This window comes from Streptomyces sp. NPDC005955, assembly GCF_042871255.1.
GTDB lineage: Bacteria > Actinomycetota > Actinomycetes > Streptomycetales > Streptomycetaceae > Streptomyces.
Genome location: NZ_JBIAIF010000005.1, coordinates 250,106 through 274,448, shown reverse-complemented (window position 1 = coordinate 274,448; position 24,343 = coordinate 250,106). Strand labels below are relative to the sequence as shown.

Below are 24,343 nucleotides of genomic sequence, written 5' to 3'. Positions count from 1 at the left end.
AGGTGGTCAGCCGGTGGACTTCGAGATACACACCAGTGACCGACCGATGCCGGACCGGGAGCGCGAGGCGGTCCTCGGCTCACCCGGCTTCGGCCGGACCTTCACCGACCACATGGTGACCGTGCGCTTCGACGAGGAGCGCGGCTGGTACGACGGGCGGCTCGAAGCGTACGCCCCCCTCAGTCTCGACCCCTCCGCCTCCGTGTTCCACTACGGACAGGAGTGCTTCGAGGGCATGAAGGCGTACCGGCAGGACGGCGGCGGCATCGCGCTGTTCCGGCCGTCGGTCAACGCGCGCCGGTTCAACCGCTCCGCGGAACGCCTCGCCATGCCCGCCATTCCCGAGGCGACCTTCCTGGAGGCTCTGGAGCTGCTGGTCGCCCAGGACGCGGCCTGGGTCCCCTCCAGGGAGGGCGAGAGCCTCTACCTGCGACCCCTGATGATCGCCACTCAGCACGAGCTGGGTTTCACGCTTCCCTCGCGCAGCTACCTGTTCGTGGTGTTCGCCTCGCCCGCCACCGCCTACTTCGGCGCCGGCGAACGGCTCCGGCCGCTGACGGTGTGGCTGTCGGAGGAGTACACCCGGGCCGCGCCCGGCGGCACCGGCGCCGCCAAGGTTGGCGGCAACTACGCCGCGGCCTTCGCCGCCCAGCGCCAGGGCGTGGCCGAGGGCTGCGACCAGGTGGTGTGGCTGGACGCGGCCGAGCACACCTGGGTCGAGGAGATGGGCGGCATGAACGTCTTCTTCGTCCTGCGCGAGGAGGGCGGGAGCAGGTCGCGGATCGTCACGCCCCCGCTGACCGACACGCTGCTGCCCGGCGTGACCCGCGACTCCCTGCTCCGCCTCGCCCCCGACCTCGACCTCGACGCCGAGGAACGGCCCATGTCGGTGCCGCAGTGGGAGGAGCTGTGCGCGTCCGGGAGGATGACCGAGGCCTTCGCCTGCGGGACGGCGGCCGTCATCGCCCCGATCGGCCGGGTCAAGGGAGCGGGCGGCAAGGGGTGGACCATCGGGGACGGCGAGCCCGGCCCCGTCACCCGACGGCTGCGCAAGGAGCTGCTCGACATCCAGTACGGGCGGCTGCCCGACCCGCACTCCTGGGTGTACAAGGTGGGCTGAGTCCGTGCCCCGCCCCCGGATGTCGTCCTTTCATGTGACACCACGCGGGAGTTCCCTGCGGATAGCGTCGGCTCGACGTCCCACGACAAAGTGGCGATCCGTTCGCGCAGTTCGTCGATGTTTCCCGGCAGCGCCGGCGCTCCCTCCGAAGAACACGGTGCGGCATTCCCGTCCGGCCCGCACCCATTCCAGCTGCCCATTCAAGGAGCCCATGCAATGAATCCCTTCGACGATTCCAACGGGACCTTCGCCGTCCTCGTCAATGCCGAGGAACAGCACTCGCTCTGGCCGGTCAAGCTGGACGTTCCGGCCGGCTGGACGGCCGTCCACGAAGGCACCCGGCAGTCCTGCCTGGACTACATCGACGAGAACTGGACCGATCTCCGCCCCCTCAGCGCGCGCCAGGACCCCGCGGCGGTCTCCGCCTCCCGTTGAACCCGCCCGGCATCGGTGACGCAGAGCCGAGCAGAGAAGAACAAGGTAGGGAATCAGTGATGGGCAGCCTTCAGTCAGCTCGCTCGCCGCGCTGTGTGCACGACATGGTCGCCGAGCAGGCCGCGCGGACCCCCGAGGCGACCGCGATCAGCCACGGCGACCGCAGCCTCAGCTACCGGCGACTCGACGCCGACGCCGACGCCGTGGCGCGGCGGCTGCGCGCGGCCGGGGTCGGCGGCGGCAGCGTCGTCGCCGTCATGCTCGACCGGTCGATGGACCTCATGGTCGTGCTGACCGCGATCCTCAAGGCAGGCGGCGCCTACCTGTACCTCGACCCGGCCGAGCCGGCCGAGCAGCGCGCCCGCATTCTCGACGACGCGCGGGCCCGCTTCGCCGTCGTCGACTCCGGCACCGCGCCGCTGGCCCACGGCATCGAGCACGTGCTGTCCATCGACGACCCCGCCGAGCCCGCCGCCGAGCCCGGCCTGCTGCCCGCCGCCGAGATCGGACCGGACAGCCCCGCCTACGTCTGCTACACCTCGGGTTCCACCGGGTCGCCCAAGGGCGTCGTGGTCTCGCACCGCGCGATCTTCCGGCTCATCGACACCCCCGACTGGATCGACGTACGCCCCGACGACGTCTTCCTGCAGATCACCCGTGTCGGCTTCGACGTGTCGACCTTCGAGATCTGGACCTCGCTGGTCAAGGGGTGCCGCCTCGCCCTCGCCCCGTCCGGCCGGGCGGACCTGGAAGAGATCGTCAAGACCATCCAGGACGAGGGCGTCACCATCCTGTGGCTGACCTCGGGTCTCTTCCACAAGATGGTCGCCCACCACCTGGACGGCCTGGGCACCGTACGGCACCTCCTCGCGGGCGGTGACGTCCTCTCCCCGGACCACGTCCGCCGGGTCCTCGCCGCGCACCCGGACCTGACGTTCACCAACGGGTACGGCCCCACCGAGAACACCACGTACACCACCTGCTGGACCACCCGCACCAGCAGTGACGAGGAACGCGTCCCGATCGGCACCCCCATCCACGGCACCGCCGCCGCCATCCTCGACGACGCGATGCGCCCCGTCCCGCCCGGCGAATGGGGCGAACTGTGGGTCGGCGGCGACGGCGTGGCCACGGGATACCTCAACAAGCCGAGCGCCACCGCCGAGAAGTTCGTCGCCGACATCTTCGGAGCCGAACCCGGCCGCCGCATGTACCGCACCGGCGACATCGTTCGCGAACTGCCCGACGGCAACCTGGACTTCCTGTGCCGCGTCGACCGCCAGGTCAAGATCCGCGGCTACCGGGTCGAGCCCAGTACGGTCGAGACGGAACTCCTCAAGGACCCCCGGGTCGAGGAGGCGGCCGCGCTCACGCACACCGACGGAGCCGGTGACACCCGGCTGATCGCGTACGTCGCCGCGGGCGAGCTGTCCGAGGAGGAGTCCGCGGCGCTCGGCGTGAACCTCCGCGAGACGCTCGGGGCCGCCCTGCCCGCCCACCTGGTCCCCTGGGCGATCCTCGTCCTGCCGGAGATCCCGCTCAACGCGAACGGCAAGGTGGACCGCGGCGCCCTGCCCTCGGCCAAGATCCCGCGCAACGTGTGGAACGAGTACGTCGAACCGGCCGACGACCTTGAGCGCCGCCTGGCCGAGATCTGGAGCGAGGCACTCGACGTCGAGCCGATCGGCTCCACCGACAACTTCTTCGAGCTCGGCGGGCACTCGCTGATGGCCGCCGAACTGCTCGCCGCTCTGCAACACGAATTCAACGTCGATCTGCCTGCCCGGACGCTGTACCTGCGCCCGACGATCGCCGACCTCGTCGAGGGCCTGCGGCAGAGCCAGGGGCTGGGCTCACCCGAGTCAACACAGGAGGCCGAGCATGCTGCCGCTGGATGAATCAGCAGCCGGAGCCATCGCCCCGGTCGGCGGGTGCCCCGTCGTACCCGCCCAGCCGGCGCCCGGCTGCCCGGTCGGAAAGGCCGCCATGGGCCTGGCCGACCCCATGCTCTACAGCCACGGCGACTACCATCCACTCTGGGCCGAGCTGCGCGAGAAGGACCACCTCACCTGGCAGCAGGTCGACGAGGCGAACGGCTTCTGGTCGGTGGCCAACTACCACGACGCCGACCAGGTGCTGCGCGACTCCCACACCTTCACCTCCGAGCGCGGCACACTGCTGAACATCCTCGGCGTCGAGGACCCGGCCGGCGGGCGGCAGATCGCGGCCACCGACCCCCCTCGGCACACGATCATGCGCGCCCGGCTGCAGAAGGCCATGGCCATCAAGGCCATCGAGCGCCAGGACCAGATGATCCGTGAACTCGTCCTGGAGGTCCTGCGCCCTCTTGAGGACGGCGGTCCGTTCGACTTCGCCGAGGCCATGCTGGCCCTGCCGGTCGCCGTCGGCGGCACGTCCATGGGCCTGCCCCGGGAGGACTGGCCCCGGCTGGCCAAGCTGCTCAACTCCTCCATAGCCGCCGACGACCCCGAGTACCGGCTGGAAGGCGGCACCCAGGCGACCCTCGACAACGCGCACCGCCAGCTGTTCGCCTACTTCCAGGACATCTACGGCGAGCGTCGCCGCAATCTGGGCGACGACCTCATCAGTGTCCTGATCACGACCGAGGTGGACGGCCGGCGCATGACGCCCGGCGAGGTGATGTCCAACTGCTACAGCGTCCTCCTCGGCGCCGTGGTCACCACGCCGCACTCACCGAACTACCTGATGGCCGAGCACGTGGAGGACGGGCTGCTCGACACCTGGGCCTCCGACCTCAGCGTGACGTCCACCGCCGTGGAGGAGGCCCTGCGCGTGGCGTCCCCGGTCAGCCACTTCATGCGCTACGCCGTCAACGACGTCGTGATCCGCGGCACCCGGATCCGGGCCGGCGACGCCGTGGTGGTCTGGCTCGGGTCCGCCAACCGGGACCGCGAGGTGTTCCCCGACCCGGACACCTTCGATCTGCGGCGCCGGCCGAACAAGCACGTGGCGTTCGGCATCGGCCCGCACTACTGCGTCGGCCACACCGTGGCCCGGGTCACCCTGAGGATCCTCTTCACCGAACTCCTCAGCCGGTTCACCGACTTCGCGTACGCGGGGGAGAAGTCCAGGCTCCGGTCGAACTTCATCTCCGGGTACAAGCACCTGCCGATCACCGCCCGTCTGCGCTGACCCCCGCGCTTCCCGACCCTGGAGACCTGCCGATGAACCACCGCCCCTCCGGCCGGAACCCGTGGCTGCCCCACAGGCCGTCGGCCGACGCCGTAGCGCGGGTGTTCCTCATCCCCTACTCGGGATGTGGTGCCAGCATGTACCGCCAGTGGCCCCGCCACCGCGACGGGGTGGACTTCATCCCGGTCGAGCTCCCGGGCCACGAGACGCGGTTCGCCGAGCCCAACTTCACCACCTACCAGGAGCTCGCCCAGGCCATGATCCCCGGCCTGGAGGACTACCTGGACCTGCCGTTCGCCTTCTTCGGCCACTGCGGGTCCGCGCTCGCCGCGTACGAGGTCTCCGCCGAGCTGGCTCGCACGGGCAAGCCCGCCGCGTCACAGCTCTACGTGTCCTCCGAGGTCGCTCCCCAGGACGGACCCGCCGGCCGCTTCCTGTCGCTGGACGACACGGAACTGAAGGCCGAACTCGAAGGGCTGATGCGCAAGCTCGGCGGCAACCCCAACCCGGAACTCCTCTCCTTCTACCTGGAGATCCTGCGCGCCGACGTCGACACCAACAAGCGATACGTCGTGCCCGACCCGTTCCGGCTGCCCGGCCCGATCACCGCCATCGGCTGGACCGAGGACGACGAGATCCCCTACGCCGACATGACGGGCTGGAAGGAGTGCGGCGAGACCACCGCCGTCCTGCTCGAAGGCCACCACCACAAGTTCATGGAGGCCCCCGACAGCCTCCTCGACCTGATGACCGGCAACCTGCTGACGGCGGCCGGACGATGACCGGCACCGCGACGCCGGGTACGAACATGGACCGCCGCTGGTTCAAGCGGTTCGGCCGCACCGGCCCTGCCGAGACCCGCCTGTTCTGCTTCCACTTCGCGGGCGGCAACACCTCGCTGTTCCGCCAGTGGCCACAGGAACTGCCGTGGTACGTCGAGCCGGTGGCGGTGCAACTCCCCGGTCGTGCCGACCGGTTCATCGAGACGCCCTACGAGCGCATGGCCCCCCTTGTCGACGACCTGATCGAGGTCATGGAGCCGCACCTCGACAGGCCGTTCGCCCTCTACGGCGTCAGCATGGGAGCCAGGGTCTCCTGGGCGCTGGCCCACGCCCTGCGCGAACGTGGACTGCCGGGACCGAACGCGCTGTTCGTGGCCGCCAGTGTGGCCCCCGCGTGCGACAACGGCCAGTGGGAGTGGGACGGACGGGAGGACGGCCTCGTCGGGTACGTGCGCGACATGGGCGGCACGCCCGTCGCAGTCCTGGAACAGCCCGAACTGCTCGCCGGGCTGCTCCCGACACTGCGAGCCGACCTGACGGTGCTCAGTACCCACGGCTTCCACCCCGAGACGCCACTGGACATCCCTGTCCACGCGTTCGCGGGCACCGAGGACCCCGAAGCACATCCCGAGCGGATGACGGACTGGTCCCGGGAGACACGTGACCGGTTCAGTCTGACGCCGATCCCGGGCGGCCACTTCTTCGACGAGGAAGGCCAGCAGCAGGTCATCCGCGTGATCGTGGACCAACTCGGGTGAGCCCCGAACACGCCCGGGTACGTCAGGTGAGTGGTCGCAGCGTGACCAGCGTGATCGTCGGGGTGGCGACCGAGGGGGAACACCCCCTTGCGGACCGTGTGGACCACGCCCTTGACAGTCCCCGCTGACCTGCGCGAACGGCGTGCCGCGACCGCTCACCCGCCCGTCAGCCCGCCTGCGGCAGGCGTATCACCACCGCACCGGCAGGTCCCGCACCCCCCGGATCAGCATCCCCGGGATCCACTCCCCCTGCTCCCCGTCCGCCGCCAGGTCCGGGCAGCGCTCCAGCAACGTGCGCAGCGCCACCTTGCCTTCGAGGCGGGCGAGCGGGGCGCCGAGGCAGTGGTGGATCCCGTACCCGAAGGCGGCATGGCCCCGGGTCTCACGGCGGACGTCGAAGTCCGTCGGATCGGGGAAACGCGCCGGGTCGTGGTCCGCGGCGGCCATGGCGATCAGCACGATGGCCCCGCGCGGCACCCGTACGCCGTCGATCTCGGTCTCCTCCAGGGCGATGCGCGGCGTGGTGGTCTCCACCGGCCCGTCGTAGCGCAGCGTCTCCTCCACCAGCCCCTCCACCAGGCCCGCCGGATCGGCCCGTACGGCCGCCAGCTGCTCGGGGTGTGCGAGGAGCGCGCGCACCGCGTTGCTGATCAGGTTGACCGTCGTCTCGTGCCCGGCGACGAGGAGCAGGAAGGCCAGCGAGATCAGCTCCTCCTCGGTGAGCCGGTCACCGCCCTCGTCGGCCGTGTGGATCAGGGCGCTGAGTAAGTCCTCCCCGGGGCTCTCGCGCTTGGCGGCGATGAGCTCCCGGAGGTACGGCATGACCTGCTCGTACGCCTCCTTCTCCGCCTCGGGGCTGGTGGGCGCCAGGGTCTCGTTGGTCCAGGCGTGGAAGGCGGTGCGGTCCAGGCCGGGCACGCCGAGCAGTTCGCAGATGACGGTCATGGGGAGCGGGAAGGCGAACGCGTCGATGAGGTCGGCGCGGCGCGCGCCCTCCGCCGTCATGCGGTCCAGCAGCTCGTCGGTGATCTCCTGGATGCGTTCCCGCATGGCCTCGACCCGCCGGGCCGTGAACTCCCGCGACACCAGCTTCCGCAGCCGGGTGTGGTGGGGCGGGTCGCTGAGCAGCATGTTGGCGTTGCCGAGCATGTCCAGGGCGTACGGCGGGCGCCACCCGGTCTGTCTCCACTCGCGCTGCCAGTCCCGGCTGAGCTTCGGGGAGCTGAAGGCCTCGCGCGCGGCCTCGTACCCGACCACGAGCCACACCAGGCCCCGGTCGGGCACCACCACCTGGTGCACCGGACCGCGCTCGCGCAGCCGTGCGTAGGCGGTGTAGGGGTCGGCGTCGAAGTCGGGGCTGAGCGAGGCGAGCACCTCGATCCCGTCGGGGACGTCGGGGATGTCGGGCCGGTCGGTTCGGTCGGGTATCGCGGGATCGGAGGCGGCCTTCTCGGTCTCGGGCACGACGGAATTCCCTTCCCTCAGGCCCGGGTTACCGGCCCCCCGCCGACCACTCCGAGCGCGGCCGCTCACTCTAATCCCGCACCCCCACCCGCACAACTACCCGCACCTCGTGCTATGGACGGTGAATGCGTGGCCCCGGGACGGTGGGTCGGGGAGCCTGGTGCCGGTGCGGGGGCGGCGCTCAAGACGTGGACGGACCAGTGGAGTTGCGCGTTCGCGGAGGCGGGTCTTGGGTCTCGGGCAGGGCGTGCAGCTTGCTGCCGTTCTTGCCGCGGTCGACCGTCCCGGCGTCGACCGGACGGGGTCGACCGGATGCGGCCCGATCAGCGTGTCCCCCCTTTCGCCCGCATCGACGCCGCATCGACGATCGCGGACGGCCACTCCCGCTCGCCCCTGGCGCCGTGCTCGTCCAGCACGGCCCGGTGCAGTCTGCGCCACAGCCCGTCCTCGGTCCACGCGGTGAACCGACGGTGCGCAGTGGCCGGCGAGACCCCGAACGACTCCGGTAGGTACCGCCACGCGCATCCGCTCGTCAGCACGTACACCACGGCCGTGAACACGGCCCGCTCGTCTACCGGAGCGGTGCCCCCGCCCTGCGGACGGGACGTGAACGTCGGTAACAACGGGGCGGTCAGCGCCCACAGTTCGTCCGGGACCAGTCGGCGCGACAGATCAACCCTCACGGTTCACCATCATGCCGCACCGCCGAAGCGCCACGTGAGACATCCTCGAAGTCGGCCGCGTGGCCGACCCGTTCGGACGGCTAGCGCACTTGGACGTAACTGTTCCCCTTCACGGGTGCCAGCCCGTAACCTTCCAGCAAAACAAAGGCCGTCAGCCCGCGTTCACCAAACCGGTAAAAGACATCAACGGAATTCGCCTACCAGAACCGCCTGCACGAGTGCGTCGGCAACACGCCCGTGCGGACGGGGCAACTCCGTTCCTGTGCTTCGGCGGGGGGCGTCGCATCGTCTGCGCTGTTCACAGGGGGACAGGGCCACCGCCGTGCTCATGGCCGGATTCAAGCGCCGACCACTTCCCTGGAAGGTGTCTCACGTGGCGAGCCTTGCGAGGCTCTCGTGGCAGGTCAGGACTGCGGTGAGGCCGGGGAAGGCGAGGAGAGGGCCGCCCTTTCGTTCGTACCGGCCGCGGTGAGGCGGCGGGAGCCGAGGGGTCGGGAGGGCTCGGCGGCAGGTCACGGCCGTGAACGCCGCCTGCTCGTCTGTCGGAGCGGCGTCCCCGCCGTGCGGGCGGGACGTGTGCGTCGGCGACAACGGGGCCGTCGGCGATCTTAGTTCGCCATCATGCCGCGGCATCGGAGCGCCACGTGAGATATCCCCTTATGCGCCATTTTTTGTAGACGTCGTCTCGGTCCCGTCGCCGCCAAGGTCATCCAGGGGGATGAACTCTGCCTGTTTTTAGGCCAGTTGGAACTCCTGCACCCCCTCCGCTCTGAGCGAACGGGTTCTCAACTCCCCCTGGATAGGGGGAGGGTGCGTGTTAGCTTCGTTAAGCGCGAGGGGGCGAGTGGAGTACTGCTTCCGGCTCGAATTGGCCGGATAGCAGCTGAATGAACTCAGTCCAGGCCCTTAGCGGACACGCAAGGACAGAGGAGTGGAATCGCATGAGCTCTCGGCAGTTGCCTCTCGAAGCAGGACAGATGATGCCTTACGCCCGCGGTGCCGGTGACGGGGTCAGCACGGATGCGGTTTACAACCGTCTTCTCGATGACCGCATCATTTTCCTCGGCAAGGAAGTTGACGATGACATCGCCAACCGCGTCACTGCGCAGTTGCTGATGCTCGCCACGGATCCGACCCGTGACATTTACCTGTACATCAACTCACCGGGCGGCTCGATCACCGCCGGCATGGCGGTCTACGACACCATGCAGTACATCAAGAATGACGTCGTGACCATTGCCATGGGATTCTGTGCCTCCATGGGACAGTTCCTTCTCACCGCCGGTGCGAAGGGAAAGCGGTTCGCCTTGCCGCACACCAAGATCCTGATGCACCAGCCCTCGGCCGGTCTCGCCGGCTCGACCTCGGACATCAAGATCTACGTGGAGCAGCTCCTCCGCACCAAGCAGGAAATGGCTGCGCTCATCGGGCAACACTCCGGCCAGGACATCGAGACGATCACCCGTGACTCTGACCGGGATCGCTGGTTCACCGCCCAGGAGGCCAAGGAGTACGGCCTGATCGACGAGGTGATGACCGTGGACCACCCGGGCCTCGGCGCTGTCGGCTAGTCCACAGCCCGACGGGCCAGCACATCCATCCACCTCGGGAGGACCACGCCCAGTGAGCACTTCTCCGCCCACATCTGCCTCGCCCCCGTCCGGGTCTGGTCACTTACGTCCGGAAAGCCGTTATGTCGTACCCCGCTTCGTGGAACGCACGTCGCAGGGCACCAGGGAGTACGACCCCTACGCGAAGCTCTTCGAGGAGCGCGTAGTCTTCCTCGGCACCCCGGTCGATGACGTCGTGGCGAACGACATCATGGCCCAGCTCTTGTGTCTCGAGTCGCAGGACCCTGACCGGGACATTTCTCTGTACATCAATTCGCCCGGCGGTGACCTCACTCCGCTCACCGCTGTCTACGACACCATGCAGTTCGTGCGGCCCGACATCCAGACGGTCTGTCTCGGGCAGGCCAGTTCGGTGGCCGCCGTGATCCTGGCCGCGGGCACCCCCGGGAAGCGTCTGGCCCTGCCGAGCGCCCGGATCCTCCTCCAGCAGCCGCACAGCGACGGAACCCAGGGCCAAGTGTCCGACCTGGAGATCCAGGCCCGTGAGGTCCAGCGTCAGCGGGAGTTGATCGAAGGGCTTCTCGCCAAGCACACCGGCCGGGACGTCGCGCAGATCAACAAGGACATCGACCGGGCCCAGGTCCTCACCGCCGAACAGGCGCTGGATTTCGGCCTCGTCGACCAGGTGATCACTCCTCGCACCATCGCCGGTGTGCGTTGATGCAGCAGGATGCAGGGGCCTGAGGTGCGACGGTGAGGGCCGGCCCGGGAGAGTGCTGACGTCGAGGTGATCAGCTTCCGCAGCTGATTCTCCGCGGAGGATTCTCCAGGGCTGCCTGCGGCGAGCGCGGCAAGTCGTGACAACGACCGTTGCGAGGTCAACAGCGGCCCGTACTCCATGCCGGTGACATGCCGGAGTCGAGATCGGCGACCTGTCGGCCGTCGTCGCACTTCAGAGAGGTGCCAGCACGGTCCGGTCGGCTCGGTCGGTCGATCGTCCCGGCCCGGAGATCGCTAGGGTTCGTTCCCGTGATCACGGTTACCACACGCTCGGTCGCCTACCCGGCCGATGGTCTGACGATGGTCGGACATCTGGCGCTCCCGGCCGGCGCCGACCGTCGGCCCGCAGTTCTGGTCGGGCCCGAGGGGACCGGACTGAACGACTTCCAGCGCAGCAGGGTCGACGCCCTGGCCGAGTTGGGGTACGTGGCGTTCGCCTTCGACATCCATGGCGGACGGTGGTTCACCGACCCCGAAGAGATGATGGCCCGAGTAGTGCCCCTGCTCGCAGATCCCGACCGGATGCGGAGCATCGGTCACGCCGCGCTCGACGTGTTGCGTGCCGAACCGCGGACCGATCCCGACCGGATCGCCGTCATCGGCTACGGCACCGGGGGCGCCATCGGGCTGGAACTCGGGCGCGACGGTGTCGACCTGCGGGCCATCGGGACGGTCAACGCCCTGACCACGGGCCGACCGGGTGAGGCGGCGCGCATCCGCTGTCCGGTGTGGGCCGGGGTCGGGTCGGAGGACCCGATCATGCCGCCCGCGCAACGGGACGCCTTCGTCGCCGAAATACAGGCCGCGGGAGTCGACTGGCGTCTCGTGGTCTACGGCGGTGCTTTGCACGCCTTCCACCACCCCCCGGTGGCCCAGCGCGTGCGCCCCGGAGTGGGCCACCACCCTCGACACGCGCAACGTGCCTGGAACGACGTCGTCGGTCTGCTCGACGAGTGTCTACCCGTAGTGGAGTGATGCTCCCCGGAATGCCGGTCGGGGGCTGAACCGGCAGGCGCTTCGTCCCGTGGCCGGGCCGGCAGGGGCGGCCCCCCCCCGCGAGGTCGACGTCGTCCGGCCCCGGAGCGGCGACGTCCGTGCCGTCCCGCGTGGGCCGCGTCGCCTCGGGCTTCCGGCGCAACCCGTTCGTCACGTTCCGGTGCAGGTGCGAGGAGCATCCGTAGCCGGTGGCGCAGTCCGTCAGCGCTGCGGCGTGCGACTCGACGCGTGGGACCGGGACCACGAAGCGCGCTGCCGGGCCGCGAGGGGGCGTCGTGGGCGGGATCTTTGAACGGTGCGTCGGCATCAAGAAATGCAGGACCCCCCAGGGTCGGCCACATGCGTATTGGTCTTATTCGATGCTTGCGCCTTTTGCCAACACATTCCGGAGCGGATCCGCGACCGAAATCGACGAAATGGGGCGTCGCGATTCCGGCGGTCTGTCCGTTTTTGGAAAGATGATCTAGCCGTCCGACCCCCCTAATTGCTGGGCAATTTTCAGCCCCTTGATCATTTTTGCTGGGGCCGGAATCGGAGCTCCTTCGGCCGAAAGTGAAGGGGTGTGGAGGTGGAATCGATCGGTTCGCGCCATCAGCGAGGGGGGTTAGGGGTGCTAACGGTCTTGTGTGGTTCTCGGGCTTAGTGTTACCTCCATGGGGAGGGAATTTTTGATGATGCAGGTGAAGGTGACGATCTAGCCCTGCCCGCTTGGTGTCACGTCCCCGGGGCAGGGTGCAGCACGCTGCGGAGATCTCGCTTCCACCGTCCGTCTCCATGTCGCCAATCGGTAAAACCGGACGTTGCTGGATTTCACCACGACACGGCCGAGGGTGTCCGCCCGAGGCGCGTAGCACCGTGAAGGAGATCATCATGGCCGCACCGTCAGTGACCGCCCTGGACGAGCTGTGGAAGCTGGTTTACACGAGCTTTCGCTTTCCCTTCCTGCACGCCGCGCTGCGCCTGAAGTTGTTCGCTCTGCTCAAGGAGCGGCCAGGCAGCACCCTCGAAGAGATAACCCAGGCGCTGGAGTTGGAGGAACGTGCGGGTCACGTGCTGCTGCTGGGGTGCAGCTCGTTCGAGCTCGTGCGCAAGGAAGACGGTGGGTATCACAACACTGCCGCGACCGACATCCTCGCGGGTGACCCGGACGAATTCATGCCGGTCATCATCCGCTACACCCACGAGATGTTGTACCGCCCGATGAGTTGGCTCTACGAATCGCTGGCGGAGAACGAAAACCTGGGGCTGGACCGTGAGCTGCTTGCCGGCTCGTCGGCGACGACGCTCTACGAGCTGCTGGGTGAGGACAAGAACCTCGAAAAGATATTCACCGCGATGATGGAGCATCAGAGCCGCTCGGTGGTCGAGGACTTCGTCAACTCCGTGGACTTCTCCTCCTACCAGCACGTACTGGACGTCGGCGGCGGCACGGGAACGAATGCCATCGCCTTCGCCCGGCGGTGGCCGCACCTCCAGGCGACCATCCTGGAACTCCCCAACGTGGCGCAGATGGCGCAAGAGCAGATCGCCGAGGCGGGTCTCGTCGACCGCGTGCACGCGGTCGGAGTCGACATCTGGCAGGAGGAGTTCCCCGCTTCCCACGACTGCGTCGTCTTCTCTCGGTTCCTTGAGATCTGGTCGCCGGAGCAGGTTCGCGACCTCTTCGCGAAGACCTACCGGGCGCTGAAGCCGGGAGGGCACCTGGTGATCGTCGCCTGTGCCCAGGACGACGACGAAACCGGTCCCGCCCACGCCGCGTTCATGTCGGCGTACGTGCACACGATCGCGTCGCCCGAGGGCCGCATCTACACGCCGCAGGAATTCGAGCAGTGGTACACCGAAGCGGGGTTCGAGCCGATGGACCGGCAGTACCCCGGGAGGTTCGACGTGATCCTGCGCGCCCGTAAGCCCGAGGTCGCCTGAGCCGTCCCGCAACTGCGGGCACGTGTCGCCTTGTCCGGTGGGGGCGTGCGCCAGGCGTGCGGCGGATTCGTCGCCGACCCCTGTCCGGTGCCGTCCCCGTGTCCTGTCGCGGCCCCACCGGCGCGAGCCGTGTCGGCGCCCTGGCGATCGGCGGTCCGTTCGGCGGGGTGCGCCTCCCCGGCCGCCGCTGTGATGTCGCCGCGGCAGGGGAAAGAACGAACGACCCACTACGCGGAGCGTGAATGAAATCGCCTGACAAACTGGCTGTAGTCACCGGTGGAACCAAGGGAATTGGGCTTGAATTCAGTCGCAGGCTCACTCGGATGGGATATCGGGTAGTCGCAACTTTTCGCAGTGACGAGGATTCGGCGAACCGGGCCGCGCAGGAGATGGAGAAGGACCTCTCGGTCATCCGGTCCGATGTGTCGGATCCCGATGCCGTGGCGCGGCTGGCCGACCTGGTGCATGCCGGTCACGGAACTCCCCGGGTGCTGGTCAACAATGCTGGACTGAACATAGACCGGCCGGTGCTGGAGATCTCCGACACGGACTGGCGCCAGGTGCTGGACACCAATCTTTCGGGGCCCTTCTATATGACTCGGGCATTTGCCCCGAGCATGTTGGAGGCCGGCGGTGGTTCCATCGTCAACATCGGTGCGACCACGGCGATCCGCCCCCGGCTGAACGGCGCCAACTACTGTGCGAGCAAAGCGGGGCTGCTCCACCTGACCAAGTGCCTGGCCATGGAGCTGGCCCCGAGCATCCGAGTGAATTGCCTCATTCCAGGAATGATCGACACGGAGGAGATGCGGACCCGGTTCCGCATCGCCGAGCCGGAGCGCATGAGCTCGCTCCTGGATGAGATTCCGCAGCGGAGGATCGGCTCCACCGAGGAGATGGCGGACGCTCTGGAATTCCTGGTGAGCTCAGGAGCCACCTATGTGACGGGCCAGAAGCTCATCGTGGATGGTGGCCAGTTCATGTGGTAGGGGTCTCGACCGCCGACCGAGGTTCGTGAATCCATCGCTGACGTGAGAAACCACAGAGAAAGAAGAGGTCATGCGACCGCGCCTTGAACGCTATCAAGAATTCCTGGAGCAGGAGTACCGCTCCGGTTTCACGAAGTCGGACGAGTATGACATCTCCGGGATATCGGACGATCTCGCGAAGAAGATGGGGAGCGGTCATTTCACCCGCATCGTCTTCAGCGGCATGGGCTGCTCGGCCATCGTGTCGGACGTGATCAAGGTCTTCTTCAGCTCGATCAGAAGCGACCTCGAAGTGCATGTCTTCAATGACTACGACTTCGAGTACCTGGTACCGCGCTCAGTGATCGAGGACAGCCGGACCCTCATCATCCTGAGTTCGTACAGCGGCCACTCCAACGAGCCCGTCCGGGCCTTCCACGCGCTGAGCCCGATGCACGACCGGGTTCTGCTGCTCACCTCGGGCGGTCGACTCGGTGAGCTGGGGGAGGAGCACGGGGTGTCCATCGCGCGCTGGACCCTGAGCAAGCCGGACCGCGAGTACCCGCTGTTCCACGTCGGCCAGTACTTCTCGATCCTGGTTGACATGTTCCTGAAGCTCGGGCTCCTGGGTGAGGACCACGGTCCGGAAGTCCGCTCCCTGGCCCAGACCCTGGAGACCGACTTCACGCCTTCTCTGCGCGCGTTGGCGGCCGATGCCGCTGCCCGGAGCGAGGACTCCAACATCATCATGCTCGGCTCGCCCAAATGGCACGAGAGCCTGTTGAAGCTCGCCAAGATGCACTTCAACGAGATCGCCATGGTGCCCGCGACGCGGAACTACTTCCACGAGTTCTGCCACAGCGAGGTGGCCACGCTGTCGGATCCCGTACGTCGTCACAGCATCCTCGTCTTCGCCGGCCCGGAGGAGGACGACTACACCCGCGCCAAGCGCAAGAACCTGGTGTCGTTGCTGACCGCGCCGATCGCCCAGAACGCGCACGTCACGGTCACCGAGGTCGAGCTGGACCAGCCGACCTTCATACGTCAGTACTTCACCGCCCTGGAGTTCGTCCAGTACCTGACCCTGGACCTCGGCAAGGCGCGGGAGACGGCTTCGCGGAATCTCATTTCGGAGGCAGCGGGGAACCCCTGGTACCACGGCACCACGATCGACGCGGAGAACGCCGGCTGACGTATCCGCACGGCCCAGGGATCGAAAGCAGCAGCCGAGGAGAATGGATCGATCGTGGATTTCCGGGGGCGTAGCACTCTCACGGCCTATCAGCAGGACATCTGGGCGGCGAATTCCCTCTTCCCCGACCTCCCGCAGTTCAACTGTTTCATCGCGGACCGATTAACCGGCGAGGTCGACGTCGATCTGCTCAAGGAGTGCTTGCGCCGTGCGGTCGACCGCAACGACGCGTTCCAGCTCCGGATCGACCCCGAGGACGGGACTCCGCGCCAGTGGGTCGAACACGAGACGTTCGACATCCCGACGATCGACCTGTCCGGAACCGCCGCGCCGCGTGCGGCCTGTGAGGCGTGGATCAGGGAGGCGTTCGACGTCGCGTTCGAGGTGGAACGCCGCCGGTTGTTCACGATCGCGGTGCTCAAAGAGGGCGAGGACACCGTCCATGCCTACGTCAAGGTGCATCACATCGTTGCGGACGCCTGGGGCCTGAACCTCTTCATGTCCCAGGTGCGTGCCGAGTACGACCAGGTGCGGCGGACCGGGAGGTTCGACGACCGGCCCGTGCCCTCCTACGTGGACTTCGCCGCCGACGAGCGCCGCTACCGGGATTCGGCCGACCACGGTGAGGATCGCGCGTTCTTCCAGGAGCAGTTGAAGGGCGTCGCACCGGCCTTCTTCCACCGCGCCGCACCGGCCGGGGCGCGGGGGAGCGCCCGTCACAGCTTCCTGATCGAGCGCTCCCTCATCGAACGCATACGTGAGCGGGGGCATTCGGTCTTCGCGTTCGTCGCGAGCGCCTTCTCCGTCTACCTCTCCCGGATCCACGGCAGCGACGAGGTCGTGCTGGGCGTACCGCTGCTGAACCGGCCCGCTGACGGGCAGAAGCGGACCGTCGGGCACTTCGCCAATACGCTGCCCCTGCGGGTGAACCCGCGCCAGGACCTCTCGATGGGCGAGCTGGTCGCCGAGGTGCGGTCCGCCACCCGGGCGCTCAAACCCCACGAGCGATTCTCCCTGGGCGACCTGTTGCGCGCGGTTCCGCTCCAGGACAGCGGCCGCAAGCGGCTGTTCGACACCACCATCGCCTATCTGCGCTGGCCGAGCCCGGTCGACGTACGGGGCGTGACGTACGAAACCGTCGTGCAGGCCCGGGCCCATGACGATGACGTACTCGCAGTCGTCGTGAACGAGCTGGACGACGTCGGTGACGTCCTGGTCGACATGGACTACGCCGTCGACGTCTTCGACGCGGACTTCCCCATCGAGTCGGTGGCCGCCCACCTGGAGGCGATCCTCAAGGGGGCGCTCGACCGGCCGGACCGTCCCCTGTCGGAGATATCCATGGTCGGCGCCGCAGAGCGCGCCGCCCTGGTCGCCCTGGGCAGCGGTCCGGTGACCGATCACCCGCGGGACTCCACGGTCCACGCCCTCTTCGAGGAGCAGGCGGCCAGGACGCCGGACGCGGTGGCCGTCACGGCGGAGGATCCCGCCGATTCGCTCACCTTCGCCCAACTGGACGTCTGGGCCGACCACGTCGCACACCAGTTGCGGAGCGACGGCGTGGCCACCGGTGACCGGGTGGCCGTGGCGGTCGAGCGCGGCCCGCACCTGGTCGTCGCGGTGCTGGGGGCGCTCAAGGCGGGCGCCGCGTACGTACCGGTCGACCCGAGCCATCCCGCGGAACGGGTCAGGTTCCTGCTGACCGACAGCGGGGCCAAGGCCGTACTGCTGGGCGCCACCGTCTCCGCACGCGTGGTGGGCGACGCCCTCCCCGTGCACCGTCTGGAAGCCGCCCCGAGCGCTGACCCCGCCCCGCTCGTGCCGGCCGGCGGGCCGCACGACCTCGCCTACGTCATCTACACCTCGGGGTCCACGGGGCAGCCCAAGGGCGTGCAGGTCGAGCACCGGTCCGTGGTGAACCGGCTGGAGTGGATGCAGCGCGGCTATCCGGTCGGATCGGGCGACGTCCTGCTCCAGAAGACACCGGCGACCTTCGACGTTTCGGTGTGGGAGCTGTTCTGGTGGGCGATCACCGGCGCCGGACTCGCCCTGCTGCCGCCCCGGGAGGAACGCGATCCCGGCGCCATCCTCCAGACGATGCGGGCGCGCCGGGTGAGCGTGGCCCACTTCGTGCCCTCGATGCTCGGTCCCTTTCTCGAACTGCTCGAAGATGCCCCGGCGCTGCTGGACTCGATCGCCTCCCTGCGCCTGGTCTTCTGCAGCGGTGAGGCGCTGACGCCCGCGCACGTGCACCGGTTCAACCAGGTCTTCGCGGCGGCCGACGCCCCGGCGCCACGGCTCGTCAATCTCTACGGCCCGACCGAGGGGACGGTCGACGTCACGTACTACGACTGTCCGGCGGACCCGGGCGACGCACCGCGGCGCGTACCGATCGGACGGCCCATCGACAACATCCGGCTCTACGTGGTCGGTGCGCACGGCGACCTCCAACCCGCCGGGGTCGCCGGTGAGTTGTGCATATCGGGCATCGGCGTGGCGCGCGGCTACCTGGGCCGGCCCGATCTGGACGCCGCGGCGTTCGTCGACGACCCGTTCACTGCGGGCGAGCGGATGTACCGTACCGGGGACCGCGCGCGGTGGCTCGCGGACGGCACCCTCGCCTACCTGGGCAGGCTCGACGACCAGGTCAAGATCCGCGGGAACCGGGTGGAACTCGGCGAGGTCCGCAATCACCTGACGGCCTTGCCCGGCGTCCGGGACGCCCTCGTGGTGGACCGGACCACACCCTCCCGAGGCGCCCATCTGGTGGGCTACTACGTGGCGGACGAGGGAGTGCAGCTCACCGATCTCCGTCCCCAACTGTTGAATTCCCTACCGGAGTTCATGGTTCCCGCATTCTTCGTGCGGATGGACTCGATCCCCCTCACGGCGAACGGGAAGGCCGACCGCAGCAGGCTGCCCGCCCCCGCCGTCGAAGCGGGCGCCCGAGCCGCCGCACCCGCCAACGAGATCGAGGCGAAGATCGCGGCGGCGTGGGCGGCGGTGCTGGGCACCGAGGAGATCGGCGTCGACCAGGACTACTACTCCCTGGGCGGCGACTCGATCCTGATGCTCCGCATCCAGGCCGAGGCGCGCCGCGCGGGCATCCGCTTCACCCTGGCCGACCTGGTTCGCAACCCCACCGTGGCGGCGCTCGCCGCCCGTGCGACCACGTCGTCCCCGCAGGTGCGGGACGCCCCGCTGGAGCCGTTCGCGCTGGTGTCCGGAGTCGACCGCGCCCGGCTGACGGACCTGGCGGACGCCTACCCGGCGACCCGGCTGCACCTCGGCCTGCTCTACCACAGCCGGGAGCACGAGAGGACGGCCGTGTACCACGACGTCTTCCGCTACTCCCTCAAGACGGCCTGGAACGAGAAGGCGCTCCGCAGCGCCTTCGACGACCTGGTGCGACGCCACCCCGTGCTGCGCTCCGCGTTCGACCTCGGCGGGTACTCCGAGCCCCTGCAACTCGTGCACCGGGGGGCCGTCGGTGGGCTGGAGACCGCGGACCTGCGCAACCTCGGCGACCAGGAGGCGCAGGCCGAGATCGCCCGGCACGTCGAGGAACGCAGGTACCACGCGTACCGGTTGGACGAGCCCCCGCTCTACCTCTTCCGCGCGCACGTCCTGGACGACGACACCGTGGAGCTGGTGTTCAGCTTCCACCACGCGATACTGGACGGCTGGAGCGTGGCCACCCTCGTCCGCGAACTGTTGCAGGACTACCTCCACCACGCCGGCCGCCCCGTGGCAGCCGTCCCGTCCGGACCACTGCCCTCTCCCGCCCTCCACGTACGCGAGGAACGGCGGGCCCTCGCCTCCGACGAGAGCAAGCGGTACTGGCAACGGCTGCTCACCGGCGTCGAACTGGCCCAGATCGACGGACTGCGGCCCCACGAACCCGCCGGCAGCGAAGGCGTCATCCACCACCAGGTGGAACTGCCGGACGGCCTCGGCACGGAGCTGCGCCACCTGGCGCGCACCCACGGCCTGCCCGTCAAGTCCCTGCTGCTCGCCGCCCACTGCCTGACCCTGCGGCTGTTCTCCGACACACCGGACGTCACCACCGGTCTCGTCACCGGCGGGCGGCCCGAGGAGACCGACGCCGAGCGGATCACCGGGCTCTTCCTCGAAACGCTGCCGCTGCGCCTCGACCCCCGGCCGCGCAGCTGGATCGACTCGGCGCGCGAGGTCCACCGGCAGGAGCAGGACGGTCACCCCCACCGTCACTACCCGCTCAGCGCGATCCAGGAGGACCGCGGGGGCGACGTCATCTTCGAGACGGCCTTCAACTACGTCAACCCGCACGTCCTCAGCTCGCTCTTCGAGGGCACCGACATGGAGTTGACCGACTTCAGGACGTGGGAGGAGACGAACTTCACGCTCCTGGTGAACGCGGTCACCGACCCGGTGGACGAACGCCTCTGGCTGCGCATGGACGGTGACGGGCGCACCTTCTCCGCGTCGCAGATGGAGAGCATCGGTGAGACGTACCTGGCCGTCCTCCGGCGGATGACCGCACACCCGCAGGAGCCGGCCGACTTCGCCTTCCTGTGCGTGGCGCCGACCGGGGCGGGCTCGCGGACCGGCACTGAGTCCCGCACCGCCGGGGAGCCGCCCAAGAACGTCGTCCGGCGCATCGACGAGCACGTGGCGGCGACTCCGGACGCGATCGCAGTCTCCTGGGGAACACGGCACTGGACGTACGCCCAGCTCGACGAGGCGGCGCAGCGCATCGCCCAGGGCCTGATCGGCGCCGGAGCACGGCCCGGATCGACCGTCGGCATCGCCATGGACCGCTCGCCCGAGGCACTGGCCACCGTCCTGGGCGTCGGAAAGGCGGGCGCCACCTGTGTCCCGCTCGACGTGAGCTATCCGCCGGCCAGGCTCGCGGCGATGGTCGCGCAGGCCGATCCGGTACGGATCCTCACGCACGAGGCGCACGCGCACCTCTTCGAGGAGTCCTCCCGGCTGGTGTACGTCGCCGACCTGCTCGCCGCGGAGCCGGCGCCCGGGGGCGGGCCGGAACTGCCGGACATCACCGGCGAGACCGTCGCCTACCTGCTCTTCACCTCCGGATCCAGCGGCGAACCCAAGGGGGTCGAACTCCCGCACCGCGTGCTCGCCAACTACCAGGAGTGGCAGATCCCCTCGGCCAGCGGAGCGGCCGGGGGCAAGACCCTCCAGTTCGCACCGCTCAGCTTCGACGTGGCGTTCCAGGAGATCTACTCCACGCTGTGCGGCGGCGGCACCCTGCAACTGCTCGCCGAGGACGAACGGAAGGACATGCCGGCCCTGCTGCGGCTTCTGGACCGCGAGCAGGTGGAGCGGGTCTTCATGCCCTACGTCGCGCTCCAGCAACTGGCGGAGACCTCCCAGGCGCTGGGCATCCGCCCCGCTGCCCTGCGGGTGGTCATCTCCTCCGGGGAGCAGCTGAGGATCACCGACGAGATCCGCCGGTTCTGTGCGGCGCGGCCGGACACGGTCCTGGAGAACCAGTACGGACCCACCGAGACGCACCTGCTGACCCATCACACGATGACCGGAGACCCGGCCCTCTTCCCCGACCTGCCGCCCGTCGGAGTGCCCGTGGACGGCATCGAGCTGCACCTGCTCGACGGCCTGATGCGGCCGGTGCCGCCGGGCGCGAGGGGCGAGATCTACGTCGGAGGGGTGTGCCTGGCCCACGGCTACCGCAACCGCCCCGACCTGACCGAGCAGCGGTTCGTACCGGACCCGTCCGGTGAGCCGGGCGCCCGGCTGTACCGCACGGGCGACCTGGCCAGGGTCATGCCCGACGGCAACCTCGTCTGGCTCGGCCGCGCCGACTCCCAGGTGAAGGTGCGCGGCTTCCGGGTCGAGCTGGCCGAGGTGGAACTCGCGATCGTCAAGCTCGCCGAGGAGCAGGCCGCGTCCGGCATCCGCGAGGTGGCGGTGGTGTCCCGGAGCCGGGAGAACAACGACGCGTTCCTCGCGGCGTTCCTCGTCGGCGACACCGACGCCGTGGACCTGGACGAGGTGCGCGGCCGACTGCGCGCGGTGTTGCCGGACCACATGGTGCCCGCGCACCTGGAGTGGCTGGCGGGACTGCCCCTGACGCCCAGCGGCAAGCGGGACGACGCGCTGCTGCGCCGCATGCCGCTGGCCGCGCCGTCGTCGGACGCCACCCCGCCAGCCGACGAGCACGAGAGGGCACTGGTGGGCATCCTGGCGGAACTGCTGGAACTGCCCGCGGTGGGCGTGCGGGACAACTTCTTCGACGTCGGAGGCACCTCACTGACCGCGATGCGGCTGGTGATGACGATCGAGAAGCGCTACGGCGTCAACGTCCCGCTCTCCGCGTTCGTCGCCGCCCCGACCGTCGCCGGTCTGGCACAGCACCTGCGGGGCAGCGGCTCCGCGGCCCGCTTCGACCCGGTCGTGCCGATCCGCACCGGGGGCGAGGGACCGCCGCTGTTCCTGGTCCACCCGCTGGGCGGCCATGTGCTGTGTTACGTACGCCTCGCCCGTCACCTGCCGCAGGACCAGCCGGTCTACGCGCTCCAGGCGTCGGGGACCGTGCCGGGCAGCGAGCCCCTCGACTCGATCCCCGAGATGGCGGCGGGCTACCTGGACGCCGTGCGGCGCGTGTGCCCCGAAGGGCCCTACGTGATCGGAGGGTGGTCGTTCGGCGGCTTCGTCGCCTTCGAGATGGCGCGACAACTGCGGCGCAGCGACCCGGACGCCCTGCACGGCACCGTGCTGATCGACCCGATCGCCGTCAAACAGGGGGAGCGGCCCGACGTCGCCGACCACTCGCTGCTGGAGTGGTTCTTCTGGGAGCTGCTGTGGATGGAGCGCGGCGGCACCGCACCGGTGGTCGCGCTGCCGGACGGTCTGACGCAGGAGGCGAAGTTCGACTTCATCGTCGGGCACGCCACTCAGGCGGGCGTCCTGCCGGCGGGCAGCTCCCGCACCACCGTGCGCCGCCTGTTCGAGATGTTCCGGGCGCACTGGCGGGCGATCCTCACCTACCGTCCCGAACCGGGCGACGGGGACGTGGTGCTGCTCCGTGCGACCTCGGAACTGCCGGAGGTCCTCCAGCCGATGCACGGGGCCGCGCAGAGCCTGCACACGGACCCCACCAACGGCTGGGGCGACCTGATCACGGGAGGGCTCCAGGTGGTCGACGTCCCCGGTGACCACCTGGTGCTCCTGGAAGAACCGCACGTGAACGTCGTCGCCGAGAAGGTGGCCCAGGTGATGACGGCCGGCCGACCGGGCCGGAAGCGACCGTCGAAGAGGAGTGGGACATGACGACGCACCTCCCGCGCAAGGCCCTCGTCATCGGAGCGGGCATCGGTGGCCTCGCAGCCGCCGCGACACTGCGCCGCGCAGGCGTCGAGGTGCAGGTCTTCGAGCGGGCTCCCGAGCTGCGACCGGGCACCACGGCCGTGTCGTTGATGTGCAACGCGGTCCTGGCGCTGCGCACCCTCGACATCGACATCGCCCCGGGGCTCGACAAGCGCGCCGAGGTCTTCGACGAGCTCAAGTTCCTCACCCGGCGCGGCCGTCCGATCAGGACCCTTCCCTTCCGTGAGCTCTCGCACCGGCTGGGGGCCTCGAACTACGCCGTGCACCGGGCCGACCTCCAACAGACGCTGCTGGACGCGCTCGGGGACGGGAGCGTCATCGAATTCGGCGCCGCGGCAACGGAGTTCGTCGACGGTGAGGACGGGGTCGAGGTCACCTTCGAGGACGGCAGGACCGCCTCGGGCGACGTCCTGATCGGGGCGGACGGCTTCCACTCGGCGATGCGCAGGCAACTGGCGGGCGCCGAGGAACCGCGGCCCGGCAACTACGCGTGCTGGCTGGCCACGGTGCCCTTCACGCACCCGCGGATGAGCAAGGGCTACGCAGCGCACTACTGGGGGCGCGGACAGCGTTTCGGTCTCGCCGACATCGGCCGTGGCCGCGCCTACTGGTGGGCGACGAAGAACGTGCCCCCGGGTGCCTCCGGACACCTGCGGCGCGGCAAGGAAGGGCTCGCGGGCCTGTTCGCGGGCTGGGCCGACGAGGTGCGGGAGGCGATCCGCACCACCCCCGAGGAATCGATCGTCCGCATCACCGCCCAGGACCGCCCGTTCCTCCAGCAGTGGGGCACCGGGCGCACGACCCTGCTCGGCGACGCGGCCCACCCGATGCTCGTGAGTCTGGGCCAGGGGGCGGCGCTGGCCATCGAGGACGCCGTCGTCCTCGCCCAGCACCTGCGCACGACAGCGGACCCGGTCGCGGCGCTGCGCGGCTACGAGGACGAGCGCAGGCCGCGGACGGAGGCACTGGTCGCCGCGGCCCGTGCGTTGAGCGGGACCGAGCAGCTGGAGGGCTTCGTTCCCGCCCTGGCGCGCGACCTCTACCTCCGGTTCACCCCGCTGTCCAAGCTCACCGGTCAGAACGAAGCGGTGCTCACCTGGCCCCCACGGGGCTGACCGCGCCCCAGGACCGCTGACGGCCGACC

16 protein-coding genes are annotated in these 24,343 nt (G+C 69.2%); 14 read left to right on the top strand and 2 right to left on the bottom strand.

Annotated elements, in window-relative coordinates:
- The first annotated feature begins 13 nt into the window (after positions 1 to 13).
- The 6 genes from ACFYOU_RS15615 (at position 14) to ACFYOU_RS15590 (ending at position 6,269) form a co-directional block, all read left to right on the top strand.
- Positions 14 to 1,120, top strand: a complete 1,107-nt coding sequence (locus tag ACFYOU_RS15615) for a branched-chain amino acid aminotransferase (protein ID WP_391306105.1) — start codon at positions 14 to 16, stop codon at positions 1,118 to 1,120.
- Between the two features lie 216 nt (positions 1,121 to 1,336).
- Positions 1,337 to 1,555, top strand: coding sequence for an MbtH family protein (locus tag ACFYOU_RS15610; RefSeq protein ID WP_385747414.1), 219 nt, complete (start codon positions 1,337 to 1,339; stop codon positions 1,553 to 1,555).
- Between the two features lie 59 nt (positions 1,556 to 1,614).
- Entirely contained in the window at positions 1,615 to 3,453 is a 1,839-nt protein-coding gene (locus ACFYOU_RS15605; protein WP_391306102.1) for an amino acid adenylation domain-containing protein, read from the top strand.
- Positions 3,437 to 4,729, top strand: a complete 1,293-nt coding sequence (locus tag ACFYOU_RS15600) for a cytochrome P450 (protein ID WP_391306100.1) — start codon at positions 3,437 to 3,439, stop codon at positions 4,727 to 4,729. The genes ACFYOU_RS15605 and ACFYOU_RS15600 overlap by 17 nt, the downstream gene beginning before the upstream one ends.
- A gap of 32 nt (positions 4,730 to 4,761) precedes the next feature.
- A complete protein-coding gene (locus tag ACFYOU_RS15595) occupies positions 4,762 to 5,511 on the top strand; it encodes a thioesterase domain-containing protein (protein ID WP_391306098.1) in 750 nt (249 codons plus the stop codon).
- On the top strand, positions 5,508 to 6,269 hold the full coding sequence (locus ACFYOU_RS15590; RefSeq protein ID WP_391306096.1) for a thioesterase domain-containing protein: 762 nt from the start codon (positions 5,508 to 5,510) through the stop codon (positions 6,267 to 6,269). The genes ACFYOU_RS15595 and ACFYOU_RS15590 overlap by 4 nt, the downstream gene beginning before the upstream one ends.
- A gap of 189 nt (positions 6,270 to 6,458) precedes the next feature.
- Here ACFYOU_RS15590 and ACFYOU_RS15585 read toward each other — a convergent pair whose 3' ends face one another.
- Entirely contained in the window at positions 6,459 to 7,670 is a 1,212-nt protein-coding gene (locus ACFYOU_RS15585) for a cytochrome P450 (protein ID WP_391306322.1), read from the bottom strand.
- A 386-nt stretch (positions 7,671 to 8,056) separates the two neighbouring features.
- Positions 8,057 to 8,416 (bottom strand): transposase, encoded by a 360-nt coding sequence (locus ACFYOU_RS15580; RefSeq protein ID WP_391306095.1) that lies wholly within the window; start codon positions 8,414 to 8,416, stop codon positions 8,057 to 8,059.
- A 980-nt stretch (positions 8,417 to 9,396) separates the two neighbouring features.
- Here ACFYOU_RS15580 and ACFYOU_RS15575 point away from each other — a divergent pair.
- From ACFYOU_RS15575 to ACFYOU_RS15540, 8 genes are all read left to right on the top strand, one after another.
- Positions 9,397 to 9,987, top strand: a complete 591-nt coding sequence (locus ACFYOU_RS15575; protein ID WP_391306320.1) for an ATP-dependent Clp protease proteolytic subunit — start codon at positions 9,397 to 9,399, stop codon at positions 9,985 to 9,987.
- A gap of 52 nt (positions 9,988 to 10,039) precedes the next feature.
- Positions 10,040 to 10,708 (top strand): ATP-dependent Clp protease proteolytic subunit, encoded by a 669-nt coding sequence (locus ACFYOU_RS15570; RefSeq protein ID WP_391306094.1) that lies wholly within the window; start codon positions 10,040 to 10,042, stop codon positions 10,706 to 10,708.
- A 308-nt stretch (positions 10,709 to 11,016) separates the two neighbouring features.
- Positions 11,017 to 11,742, top strand: coding sequence for a dienelactone hydrolase family protein (locus ACFYOU_RS15565; protein WP_389765962.1), 726 nt, complete (start codon positions 11,017 to 11,019; stop codon positions 11,740 to 11,742).
- A gap of 876 nt (positions 11,743 to 12,618) precedes the next feature.
- On the top strand, positions 12,619 to 13,686 hold the full coding sequence (locus ACFYOU_RS15560; RefSeq protein ID WP_391306093.1) for a methyltransferase: 1,068 nt from the start codon (positions 12,619 to 12,621) through the stop codon (positions 13,684 to 13,686).
- 242 nt (positions 13,687 to 13,928) lie between these two features.
- Positions 13,929 to 14,675, top strand: a complete 747-nt coding sequence (locus ACFYOU_RS15555; protein ID WP_391306091.1) for a glucose 1-dehydrogenase — start codon at positions 13,929 to 13,931, stop codon at positions 14,673 to 14,675.
- A gap of 70 nt (positions 14,676 to 14,745) precedes the next feature.
- The gene (locus tag ACFYOU_RS15550) at positions 14,746 to 15,846 is read left to right on the top strand and encodes an SIS domain-containing protein (RefSeq protein ID WP_391306089.1); all 1,101 of its coding nucleotides are present in this window, start codon (positions 14,746 to 14,748) and stop codon (positions 15,844 to 15,846) included.
- Positions 15,847 to 15,900: 54 nt separating this feature from the next.
- On the top strand, positions 15,901 to 23,142 hold the full coding sequence (locus tag ACFYOU_RS15545; protein ID WP_391306087.1) for an amino acid adenylation domain-containing protein: 7,242 nt from the start codon (positions 15,901 to 15,903) through the stop codon (positions 23,140 to 23,142).
- Positions 23,139 to 24,314, top strand: a complete 1,176-nt coding sequence (locus tag ACFYOU_RS15540) for an FAD-dependent monooxygenase (protein ID WP_391306084.1) — start codon at positions 23,139 to 23,141, stop codon at positions 24,312 to 24,314. The genes ACFYOU_RS15545 and ACFYOU_RS15540 overlap by 4 nt, the downstream gene beginning before the upstream one ends.
- The last annotated feature ends 29 nt before the right edge of the window (positions 24,315 to 24,343 follow it).